This window comes from Geodermatophilus sp. SYSU D01119, assembly GCF_054049975.1.
Genome location: NZ_JBJGYL010000053.1, coordinates 1 through 10,789, shown reverse-complemented (window position 1 = coordinate 10,789; position 10,789 = coordinate 1). Strand labels below are relative to the sequence as shown.

Here is a 10,789-nt window from a genome sequence, read left to right as displayed (position 1 = left end):
CCCCCACCGCCCCCCCCCCGCCCCCCCCCCCCCCCCCCCCCCCCCCCCCCCCCCCCCCCCCCCCCCCCCCCCCCCCCCCCCCCCCCCCCCCCCCCCCCCCACGACCGTGTCCCGGGGACAGGTCGTCCGGGGACGGGTCAGGCGCCGCGCAGCTCCGGGAAGTCGGTGTCGGCCCAGTCGGTGCCGGTGCCCGCCGGGGCCGCCTGCTCCTCCCGCTGCCGCAGCTCGACCCGGCGGATCTTCCCCGAGACCGTCTTCGGCAGCTCCGCGAACTCGATCCGCCGCACGCGCAGGTAGGGCGCCAGCCGCTCGCGCGCGTGCCGCAGCACCGCCAGCGCCGTCTCCGGGCCCGGCTCCCAGCCCGGTGCGAGCGTCACGTAGGCCTTCGGCACGGCCAGCCGGACCGGGTCGGGCACCGGGACGACGGCGGCCTCGACGACCGCCGGGTGCTCGATCAGCACGCTCTCCAGCTCGAACGGGCTGATCTTGTAGTCGCTGGCCTTGAAGACGTCGTCGGTGCGCCCGACGTAGGTGATGTAGCCGTCGGCGTCGCGGGTCGCGACGTCGCCGGTGTGGTAGTACCCGCCGGCCATCGCCTCGGCCGCCCGCTCGGGGTCGCCCTGGTAGCCGGTCATCAGCCCGACCGGCCGCTGCGAGAGGTCCAGGCAGATCTCGCCCTCGGTCGCCTGCTGCCCGGTGAGCGGGTCGACCAGTACCACGGGGACGCCGGGCAGCGGGCGGCCCATGGAACCCGGCCGCACCTCCGCGCCCGGCGCGTTGGCCACCGACGCCGTCGTCTCGGTCTGCCCGTAGCCGTCCCGCAGGGTGAGCCCCCAGTGCCGGCGGACCTGCTCGATGACCTCCGGGTTGAGCGGCTCTCCGGCGGCGACGACCTCGCGGAGCGTGCCGGGGCCGCCGGAGAGGTCGGCCTGGATGAGCATCCGCCAGACGGTGGGCGGCGCGCAGAAGGTGGTGACGCCGGTGTCGCGGACGTGCCCGAGGACCCGTGCGGCGTCGAACCGCCGGTAGTTGAACAGGTCGACGGTGGCCTCGGCGGCCCACGGGGCGAAGAAACAGCTCCACGCGTGCTTGGCCCAGCCTGGCGAGCTGATGTTGAGGTGCACGTCGCCGGGCTGCAGACCCAGCCAGTACATCGTCGACAGGTGCCCGACCGGGTAGCTGACCTGAGTGTGCTCGACCAGCTTGGGCCGGCTGGTGGTGCCGCTGGTGAAGTACAGGAGCAGCGGGTCGCCGGGCTCGGTGCCGGGGTGGCCGAGCGGGGCGTCGGGGGCGCCGGCGCTGTCGGCGTAGGGCGCCCACCCCGACGGCGCGTCGCCCACGGCGATCCGGCCGTAGTCGCCCGGGACGGCGTCGAACTTGCCGGCGTCGGCGGCGTTGACGACGACGTGCCGCGCGCCGCCGCGGCCGATCCGGTCGGCGAGGTCGTCGGGGCCGAGCGCGGTGGTGGTCGGCATGATCACCGCGCCGAGCTTCATCACCGCGAGCATCGCCTCCCAGAGCTCCACCTGGTTGCCGAGCATGAGGACGACGCGGTCACCGCGCTCGACGCCGCGCTCCCGCAACCAGGCGGCCACCTGGTCGGAGCGGCGGGAGAGCCCGTCGAACGACCAGCTGCCGGTGGTGCCGTCCTCCTCGGTGATGCGCAGCCCGGGCCGCTCGACGCCGCGCGCGACCTCGTCGAACCAGTCCACGGCCCAGTTGAACGGGCCGTCGATCCGGGGAAACTCGAACTCCGCGGCCGCCTTCGCGGGGTCGCCGCGGAGGGCGAGCAGCCGGTCGCGGGCCTCCCGGTAGGCGGTGGTGGCGGTGCCGGGCATGCGGTGCGCTCCCTCGGTCGTGCGGTCGTGGGCCCCGGCATGGTCGGCCGCGCGCGTCCGGCGCCACCACCCCCGATCGCGCCGGGCGTTGCCGCACGTTGCAGGCGAGGACGGCCCCCGCCGCGGGCGGCGCTAACGTGACCCGGGTCACCGCCGCCCGCCCTGCCCGAGGAGGTCCCCCGTGTCCCTCCCCGCCACCGCCCGGCCCGACGACCGCGACGTGCTGCGCGCCGCCGTCCGCGAGGTGCACGCCCGGTCGGGGATGGGCGTGGTGTTCGCCGGCCCGGTGCAGGGCGCCGCGATGCGCATCGAGGAGATGGTCGGCGGGCGCACCCGGTACCTGCACGGCCTGCAGGTGCGCACGGGCGCGGGGCTCGGCGGGCGGGTGCTGAGCGAGGGCCGCCCGGCCGGCGTCGAGGACTACGAGCGGGCGCTGGACATCACGCACGAGTACGACGGGCCGGTGCTCGCCGAGGGGCTGCGCACGGTGGCCGCGGTGCCGGTCCTGGTCGGCGGGCGGGCCCGGGCGGTGCTCTACGCGGCCAGCCGGGAGGGCGGCTCGGTGGGCGACCGGGTGCGCGACGCGCTGGCCCGCGCGGCCGGGCGGATGGGCGCCGAGCTCGCCGTCCGTGACGAGGTGGACCGGCGGCTGGCGCTGATGGCCGCCGCCCCGGCCGGCCCGACCGCCACGGAGGACCCGGCGCGGTGGGAGGAGGTGCGCGCGGTGCACGCCGACCTCCGGCTCGCCGCGCAGGCCACCGACGACGCCGCGCTGCGCGACCGGCTGCTCTCGGCGTGCGGGCGGCTCGCGGCGCTGGGCGCACCGCGCGGGACCCGCCCGGCCGTGCGGCTCTCGGCGCGCGAGGTCGACGTCCTCACCCAGGTGGCGCTGGGCTGCAGCAACCGCGAGACCGCGACCCGCCTGTCGCTGCGCCCGGAGACGGTGAAGAGCTACCTCGGCTCGGCGATGACGAAGCTCGACGCGCACACCCGGCTGGAGGCCGTCGTCCAGGCCCGGAGGCTGGGCCTCCTCCCGTAGGCGCGGCTCCTCGAGTTGATCATCGGACGCTTGCCGCAGACACGCGCGGACACGCCGGTGCGAGCGGCACGCATCCGATGATCAACGGTGGAGACGGTCGGGCGGGACGCCGGCTCAGCCCAGCAGGCGGGTGAGCGCGGGCCCGAGGTCGCGCACCGTGCGCACCATCTGCGCGCTCCCGCCGCCGCGCGCCGCCAGGGCCCGTGCGGCGTCCTCCGCCTCCGCCGTCGGCAGCGGGCAGAGCACGTCCACCCGGTCCAGGCCGGCGAGCGCGGTCTCCGGCGGGTCGCCGGTCGTGTGCAGGCAGTCCGACAGCAGCACCACGCGCCGCTCGTCGGCCACCTCGGCGTCGAGCTGGCGCCGGGCGGCCCGCAGCGCGCCGGCCAGGTCGGTCATCCCGTGCCCGCGCAGCCCGAGCAGGTGCGTGACGACGTCCGCGGCGGCCCGCCGCTGCCCCGGCCGCTGCACGACGTCGACCTCCCGGCCGAAGGTGATCAGGCTGGTCCGCAGCCGCTCGTCGCCGGTGAGGACGACGCCGGCCGCCGCCACCGCCGCGATCGCCACGCCGAGCCCGGTCATCGACCCCGACGTGTCCACGGCCAGGCACACCGACCGCCGGTGCCCGGTCCAGGTGCGCGTGACCAGGTCCTCCGGTGCGAGCGGCGAGCCGACCTCCCAGCGGTCGAGCGTGCGGTCGAGGTCCAGGTCGCCGTCGCCGCGCCGGTCGGGCACCAGCCGCCGGGTCCCCCGCGTCCGGACCCGCCCCACCCGGCCCACCTGCACGAACACCCGCGCGGCCAGTCGCTGGGCCGCCGAGCGCAGGTCCCGGTCGGTGGCGGCGGCGAGGTCGGTGAGCAGCGCGGCCGCGGCGTCGGCGTCCTCGGCCATCAGTGCGGCGAACGCCTCCTCGTCGAGCTCGCCGACCTCCGGGCTGACCTCCTCGAACGCGTCGTGTCGTGCTGCCATCTCGCGGCGGCTGGTCTGCCGGCGCCCGCCTCCGGAGCGGCGGTCGCGGCGCAGGGACGAGGCCGAGTCCTGGCCCGCCGGGGACTCCGGCGGGCCCTCACCTTTTCCCTGGTCGTCACCGCCCCCGGCGTCGGCGGGGGGCTGCTCGTCGGGCGGCGGAGGGGACCCGTCCGGCGGCCAGACACCGTCGAGGATCTCGTCGATGACCGCCTCCGGCGTCCGCTCGACGCCCTCGGCGATCCGGATCCGCCCCGACAGCGCGGCGTAGGCGGCGTCCCGGGCGGTCTCCCGCGCGCCCTCCGCGCCGAGCCCCGACTGCCCGCGCACGTCGAGCAGCCCGCCGAGCAGCAGCACCAGGTCGGTGGCGCCGCGCACGGAGGAGCCCATCCGGACGTCGCGGTGCTCCCGCGAGGCCCGCACGAGCCGGACGGCGAGGCCGATCAGCGCCGGCGGCGCCCCGGTCACCGCGGTGACGATCGCCCGCTCGGCCGCGGCGTCCTGGTAGCCGAGCACGACGCGGCACATCCGGTCGGCGATCGCCTGCCCGACCCGCGCGGTGCCGATCGCGTCGAAGGGGTTCATCGCCGCGATCAGCCGGAACCCGGCGGCGGCGCGCACGTGCCCGAGTCGCGGCACGGTGATCTCGCCCTCGGTGAGCACGGTGATGAGGACGTTGAGCGTCTCCTCGGGGATGCGGTTGAGCTCCTCGAGGTAGAGCAGCCCGTGCCCGCGCATCGCCGTCAGCAGCGGCCCGTCGGTGAAGCTGCCGGGCACGTAGCCGTCGGCGAGGACGGCGGCGGGGTCGTACTGGCCGATCAGGCGGGCCGGCGTCAGCTCGGCGTTGCCCTCGACGAAGACGACCTCCTGGCCGGTCTCCGCCGCGATCGACCGCAGCAGCGTGGACTTCCCCGTGCCGGGCGGCCCCTCGAGCACGACGTGCCGGTTGGTCCGCAGCGCGACGGTGAGCACCTCCCGCTCTCGGCGCAGCCCGATGACCGGGTGGGGCGCGGACGGTGCGGTCACGCGGCTCCTCTCTGGACGGGACCTGCGCACCCGAGGGGGGCGGGTGCGCAGGTCCCGGGTCGGTGGACGGCGACCGGCTCAGGCCGGCGCGCCCTCCAGCGGCGGGGTGTCGTACACGATGACGCCGCGGATGTTCTTCCCGTTGACCAGGTCCTCGTAGCCCTCGTTGACCTGGTCCAGCGTGTACGTCTTGGTGATCAGCTCGTCGAGCTTGAGGTCGCCCGACTGGTACAGCTCGATCATCTTCGGGATGTCGTGGAACGGGTCGCCCGAGCCGAACAGGCTGCCCTTCACGGTCTTCTCGAACAGCGTGAGCAGCGAGCTCGACAGCTCGATGTTGTTCTTCGTCGGGTCGGCGAGCCCGGTGATCACCGCGGTCCCGCCCTTGCGGATGGTGTTCACCGCGTCGGTGACGACCTTCGCGTCGACGACGCCGACGGTGATGATCGCCTTGTCCGCGCCGACCCCACGGGTCAGCTCCTGGACGAGCTCCATCGCCTCCTCGGCGGTCTCGCAGCTGTGCGTGGCGCCGAGCTGCTCGGCGGCCTCCCGCTTGTTGGGCAGCGGGTCGACGGCGACGACGTTGCGCGCCCCGGCCAGCGCCGCGCCCTGCACGCTGTTGATCCCGATGCCGCCGATGCCGTAGACGACGATCGTGTCGCCGGGCTCGGTGGCCGCCGCGTGCACCGCCGACCCCCAGCCGGTCGGCACGCCGCAGCCGATGAGCACGACCTTGTCCAGCGGCAGGTCGGGGTCGACCTTCACGGCGGAGTTCTCGCTGATGACGGCGCGCTCGGAGAAGGTGCCGAGCATGCACATGCCGCCGTAGTCCTGGCCGTCGTCGTCGTGGAAGCGGTAGGTGCCGTCGGGCAGGTTGCCGACCAGGATCGACGCGCCCATGTCGCAGAGGTTGGACTTGCCGGTGGAGCACCAGCGGCAGTGCCCGCACACCGGCAGGAACGAGCAGACGACGTGGTCGCCGGGCTGCAGCCGGGTCACCCCGGGGCCCACCTTCTCGATGACCCCGGCGCCCTCGTGCCCGCCCACGATGGGGAACTGCGGCACGATGTCGCCGTGCCGCAGGTGCTCGTCGGAGTGGCACAGGCCCGCGGCGACGTAGCGGATGAGCACCTCCCCGGCCTTGGGTTCGTCGAGCTCGAGCTCGGTGATCTCGAACGGCTTCCCGACGTCGCGCAGTACGGCTGCCCTGGTCCTCATCGACCCTCCCGTCGTCGGCCGCCGCGGCCCGGCGGCACCTCCCGGCGCGGGCCATCGTCGTGACGGCGGTGTGACCCGGGCCACCCCCGGACGGGGGTGCCATCGGGCCGGGCGGCCGGCTCAGGCGCCCGCCGGGGCGCCGGGGGACCGTCCCGCGCCGGGGCGCCTCGCCCGGGGCAGTCCCTCCACCACCAGCTCGTAGGAGGTGCGCACCAGCTCGTCGACGAGCTCCGGCGGGACCGCGCCGCCGGCCCGGACGCTGACCCAGTGCCGCTTGTCGAGGTAGCGGGCGGGGACCACGTCGTCGTACGCCTGGCGCAGCGCCGTGGCGTGCTCGGGCTCGCACTTCACGGTCACGACCGCCTCGCCGGGCGCCTCGGTCGCGAGCAGGAACACCTTGCCGGCGACCTTGAACACCTCGTACTCGGGCCCGAACGGGTGCTCGTGGGTCACCGACGGGAGCGCCGCGGCGGTCGCCATCGCGAGGTCGAGCAGTCCTGCCGCGTCCACGTCGTCCCCTCCCCGGCCGCCCGGCCGGGTCCGGACTCCGTCCGGCACCCTGCCACCTCCCGCCGGCCGTGCTCAGCCGGCGGCTGGACACGCCGGTGCGCTCGCGCACCGAGCGCGCGTGGCGGGCCGGCGGCCCGTCGTCACCGGCCGGGCGCGCCCCGGTCGACCGGGCCCGGCGCGCCGTGCCGGGCTGACCGCGGCAGCACCCGGTGCACCTCACCGGCCCGCGCCGGGTCCAGGGGCACCGCCGCGGCCAGGACCGCCGGGCCGAGCCGCAGGACGCCGCCGGTCAGGGGCGCGCACCGCACCCCGGCGCGCCCGCGCATGCCCCGGTGGGCGCCGGGCGCGAGCACGGTGTCCAGCCACGCACAGGGGTTGGCCGGGCGCCCGCCGCGCAGCACGACGACGCCCTCCCCGCAGTCGAGGGAGAACTCCTCGCCGCGCAGCGCCTCGACCTCCGCGCCCCGCAGGAGGACGTTGCGCCGGGCGAGCAGCGGGTCCAGCGGGCCGGCGCCGAGCTCGGCGGCCAGCGCCTCGACCGACTCGGCGGCCAGCACGGTGACGGCGGCGTCGCGGTGCGCGGGCCGGCCGGCGTAGCGGTCGCCGACGATGCCGTGCCCGGCGCGCACCTCGACCCGCTCGGCCCGGTCGCCGTCCTGCGGCGGGACTCCCCCGGCGGGGCGCCCGTCGTAGCGGTGCACCGGCGAGACGAGCAGCCCCACGACCTCGACGTCGTAGCGGTACGGCAGCTCCGTCACCGGTCCGCGGTGCGGTGGATGGGGCCCTCCGTGCCGGTCAGCCGCTCCCCCGTGCCGCCCCAGCGCCCGGCGATGATCTCCGCGGCGATCGACACGGCGGTCTCCTCGGGCGTGCGGGCGCCGAGGTCCAGCCCGATCGGGGAGGACAGCCGGGCGAGCTCCGCGTCGGCCAGCCCGGCCTCGCGCAGCCGGTCCAGCCGCTCGTCGTGCGTGCGCCGCGAGCCCATGGCGCCGACGTAGGCAACCGGCAGCCGCAGCGCGACCTCCAGCAGCGGCACGTCGAACTTCGGGTCGTGGGTGAGCACGCACAGCACGGTGCGCTCGTCGATGCGGCCGGCGTCGACCTCGGCCTGCAGGTAGCGGTGCGGCCACTCGACGACGACCTCGTGCGCGTCGGGGAAGCGCCGGGCGGTGGCGAACACCGGGCGGGCGTCGCAGACGGTGACGCGGTAGCCGAGGAAGGCGCCCACCCGCGCGACCGCGGCGGCGAAGTCGATGGCCCCGAACACGACCATCCGGGCCGGCGGGGCGAAGGAGGAGACGAACAGCGTCAGCTCGTCGCCGCGGCGCTCGCCGTCGTGGCCGTAGGTGAGCGTGCCGGTGCGGCCGGCGGCGAGCATGCCGCGGGCGTCGTCGGCGACGGCGTCGTCGAGCCGCTGCAGGCCGAGCGTCCCGGAGGACCGGTCGGGCCACAGCACCAGCCGCCGGCCGATGCGGTCCTCGGGCCCGCGGACCACCGTGACGACGGCGACCGGCTCGTGCCGGCCCACCGACTCGGCGATCTCCCCCAGCTCGGGGAACGACTCGCGCGACACCGGCTCGACGAACACGTCGAGGATGCCGCCGCAGGTCAGGCCCACGGCGAACGCGTCGTCGTCGCTGACGCCGTAGCGCTCCAGCGTCGGGACGCCGGACTCGACGACGTCCTTGGCCTCCTCGTACACCGCGCCCTCGACGCAGCCGCCGGACACGCTGCCGACCGCCGTCCCGTCGGGCCCGACCAGCATCGAGGCGCCGGCCGGTCGCGGGGCGGACCGCCAGGTGGCGACGACGGTCCCCATCCCGACCGTCTCCCCGGCCTGCCACCAGCCCACCAGGTCGTCGAGCACGTCACGCACGCGAGATCACCCCTGACAGTTCCTCGAAGGCGGCCAGGCTGTGGCCGGACACGAACGCGTCAACGGACGGCAGCGCCGCCTGCATCCCGCCGGTGAGCGGCTCGTAGCCGGCCCGGCCCTTGTGCGGGTTGACCCAGACGACGGCGTACGCGAGCCGGCGCAGCCGGGCCATCTGCTCGCGCAGCAGGTCGGGGCTGCCCCGCTCCCACCCGTCGCTGCACACGACGACGATCGCGCCGCGCGCGGTGCCCCGCTGGCCCCAGCGGTCGAGGAAGGCCTTGAGCACCTCACCGAGCCGCGTGCCGCCGGACCAGTCGGGGATCGCGTCGCCGCTGGCGGTCAGCGCGCGGTCGGGGTCGCGCAGCCGCATCTCCCGGGTGACGCGGGTGAGCCGGGTGCCGATCGTGAACACCTCGGTCGACGCCGGGCGGGCGCGCACCGCGGCGTGCGCGAAGCGCAGCAGCGCGTCGGCGTAGGGGCTCATCGAGCCCGAGACGTCGACGAGCAGCACCACCCGCCGCGGCCGGGGGCGGGCCCGCCGGTGCAGCAGGCGGGTGACCTCGCCGCCGTCGCGCAGCGCTCGCCGGACCGTGCGGGCGGGGTGCACCACGCCGTGGGCGTCGGCCCGCCGCCGCCGGGACGGGCGCATCGGGCTGGCCGGGCGGACCAGCGCGAACAGCCGGCGCAGGTGCTCGCGCTCGGCCGGCGTGAGGTCGGCGACGTCGCGGTGGCGCAGCACCTCGTCCCCGGACGCCGCGACGGCGAGGTCGGCGGGGTCCTCCCCCTGCTCCCCCGTTCCACCGCCCTGCTCCAGCGGGGCGGTGGTGGACACCAGCGGCGGCGGCTCCTGCGCCGCCGCGGGCCGGCGCCGGGGCGCCTCGCCGCCGAACCACGCGGCGAACGCGGCGTCGTAGCGGTCGAGGTCGTCGGGCCCCGAGCAGAGCGTGAGCCGCCCGGCCCAGTAGACGGCGGTGGCGTCGAGGACGTCGAGGGCCGCGACCGCCGACAGCATCGCCTCGACGCGGTCGGGCGAGGCGGCCACGCCGGCGGCGCGCAGCGTGCGGGCGAAGCCGAGCATCACGCCCACCACGTCGCGCGACTCCGAGGCCTCAGCCGCCACCGAACAGCGCTCCCCGGGCCAGGGCGTGCACCCGGTCGGTGTCCTCGCGGTACTTGAGCACCGCGCCGAGGGTGCGCGCGGCGAGGTCGGGGTCGAGGTCGCGGGCGCCGAGCGCGTGCAGCGCGCTGGCCCAGTCCATCGCCTCCGCGACGCCCGGCGGCTTGAGCAGGTCGAGGCTGCGCAGCTTCGCCGTCGCCCGTGCCACCTCGCGGGCGAGCTGCTCGGTGACCTCGGGCAGCCGGGTGCGCAGGATGGCGACCTCGCGCTCGAAGTCGGGGTGCTGCAGCCAGTGGTAGAGGCAGCGGCGCTTGAGGGCGTCGTGCACCTCGCGGGTGCGGTTGGAGGTCAGGACCACCAGTGGCGGGACGTCGGCGTGCACGGTGCCGAGCTCGGGGATGGAGATCGTGAAGTCCGAGAGCACCTCGAGCAGGAAGGCCTCGAACTCGTCGTCGGCGCGGTCGACCTCGTCGACCAGCAGCACGCTCGGGGAGTCCTCGAGGGCCTGCAGCAGCGGCCGGGCGAGGAGGAACCGGCGGTCGTAGAGGGAGGCCTCCAGGGTCTGGGTGTCCCCGGTGGCGTGCGCGGCCTCGGCGGCGCGCAGGTGCAGCAGCTGGCGGCCGAAGTCCCAGTCGTAGAGCGCCTGGCTGGCCTCGAGGCCCTCGTAGCACTGCAGGCGGTAGATCGGGCGGCCGGTGACCTGGGCGAGCGCCCGCGCCAGCGCCGTCTTGCCGACGCCGGCCTCGCCCTCGAGGAACAGCGGGCGGCGCATGACCAGGGCCAGGTAGGCGGCGGTGGCCAGCCCCTCGTCGGGCAGGTAGCCCGTGGCCTGCAGGGCGGTGGCCAGCTCCTCGGGGCTGCCCGGGAGGCCGTCGGTGCGGGGGACGGCGGCCGTGGTCTCGCTCACGCCGCCGAGCATCCCACCTGCGTGCGGGCCCGGCCGCCCCCGACCGGGGGTCCCCCGACAGCACGGTGGCCGGCCGGGAGTCGAGGTCTCCGGCCGGCCACCGCCGACTGTGGTGCGTCCCGCCCCCGCGGGGGCGGGAGGGTGTCACCGGCCGATCTTGCCGTCGTTGTCGCGGTCGAGGGCGTCCTTGGCCTTCTGGACGAAGCCGCGCTCGTCACGGCCGGTGGTGCCGGTCGTGGTGCCGGTGCCGGCGACACCGGTGGTGCCGCCGTCGACCTCGATCTCCTCCTTGCGC

The 10,789-nt window shown here is 76.6% G+C and carries 9 protein-coding genes; 1 reads left to right on the top strand and 8 read right to left on the bottom strand.

Translation table 11 applies throughout. The features are described from left to right. Positions 1-137: 137 nt before the first annotated feature. On the bottom strand, positions 138-1,838 hold the full coding sequence (locus tag ACI79X_RS23155) for an AMP-binding protein (protein ID WP_457027774.1): 1,701 nt from the start codon (positions 1,836-1,838) through the stop codon (positions 138-140). 181 nt (positions 1,839-2,019) lie between these two features. On the opposite strand from ACI79X_RS23155, the gene ACI79X_RS23150 reads away from it, so the two are divergent. Continuing rightward, positions 2,020-2,877, top strand: a complete 858-nt coding sequence (locus tag ACI79X_RS23150; RefSeq protein WP_457027773.1) for a LuxR C-terminal-related transcriptional regulator — start codon at positions 2,020-2,022, stop codon at positions 2,875-2,877. Between the two features lie 114 nt (positions 2,878-2,991). On the opposite strand, the gene ACI79X_RS23145 is transcribed toward ACI79X_RS23150, so the two are convergent. The 7 genes from ACI79X_RS23145 to ACI79X_RS23115 form a co-directional block, all read right to left on the bottom strand. Then, positions 2,992-4,866, bottom strand: a complete 1,875-nt coding sequence (locus ACI79X_RS23145; protein ID WP_457027772.1) for an AAA family ATPase — start codon at positions 4,864-4,866, stop codon at positions 2,992-2,994. Positions 4,867-4,944: 78 nt separating this feature from the next. After that, positions 4,945-6,084 carry an NDMA-dependent alcohol dehydrogenase gene (locus tag ACI79X_RS23140; protein ID WP_457027771.1) on the bottom strand — a complete coding sequence of 380 codons (1,140 nt, stop codon included), beginning with the start codon at positions 6,082-6,084 and terminating at the stop codon, positions 4,945-4,947. Positions 6,085-6,204: 120 nt separating this feature from the next. Then, positions 6,205-6,594 (bottom strand): MmcQ/YjbR family DNA-binding protein, encoded by a 390-nt coding sequence (locus tag ACI79X_RS23135; RefSeq protein WP_457027770.1) that lies wholly within the window; start codon positions 6,592-6,594, stop codon positions 6,205-6,207. Between the two features lie 140 nt (positions 6,595-6,734). Further along, on the bottom strand, positions 6,735-7,352 hold the full coding sequence (locus tag ACI79X_RS23130) for an MOSC domain-containing protein (protein ID WP_457027769.1): 618 nt from the start codon (positions 7,350-7,352) through the stop codon (positions 6,735-6,737). Then, on the bottom strand, positions 7,349-8,470 hold the full coding sequence (locus ACI79X_RS23125; RefSeq protein WP_457027768.1) for an XdhC family protein: 1,122 nt from the start codon (positions 8,468-8,470) through the stop codon (positions 7,349-7,351). Before ACI79X_RS23125 ends, ACI79X_RS23130 begins: the two co-directional genes overlap by 4 nt. After that, positions 8,463-9,590, bottom strand: coding sequence for a vWA domain-containing protein (locus tag ACI79X_RS23120; protein ID WP_457027767.1), 1,128 nt, complete (start codon positions 9,588-9,590; stop codon positions 8,463-8,465). The genes ACI79X_RS23125 and ACI79X_RS23120 overlap by 8 nt, the downstream gene beginning before the upstream one ends. Next, the gene (locus ACI79X_RS23115; protein ID WP_457027766.1) at positions 9,580-10,494 is read right to left on the bottom strand and encodes an AAA family ATPase; all 915 of its coding nucleotides are present in this window, start codon (positions 10,492-10,494) and stop codon (positions 9,580-9,582) included. Before ACI79X_RS23115 ends, ACI79X_RS23120 begins: the two co-directional genes overlap by 11 nt. Between the last annotated feature and the right edge of the window lie 295 nt (positions 10,495-10,789).

Coding starts and splice junctions, on each gene's coding strand:
- ACI79X_RS23140 (WP_457027771.1), bottom strand. CDS start 6,084: ATGAGGACCAGGGCAGCCGTACTGCGCGACGTCGGGAAGCCGTTCGAG.
- ACI79X_RS23155 (WP_457027774.1), bottom strand. CDS start 1,838: ATGCCCGGCACCGCCACCACCGCCTACCGGGAGGCCCGCGACCGGCTG.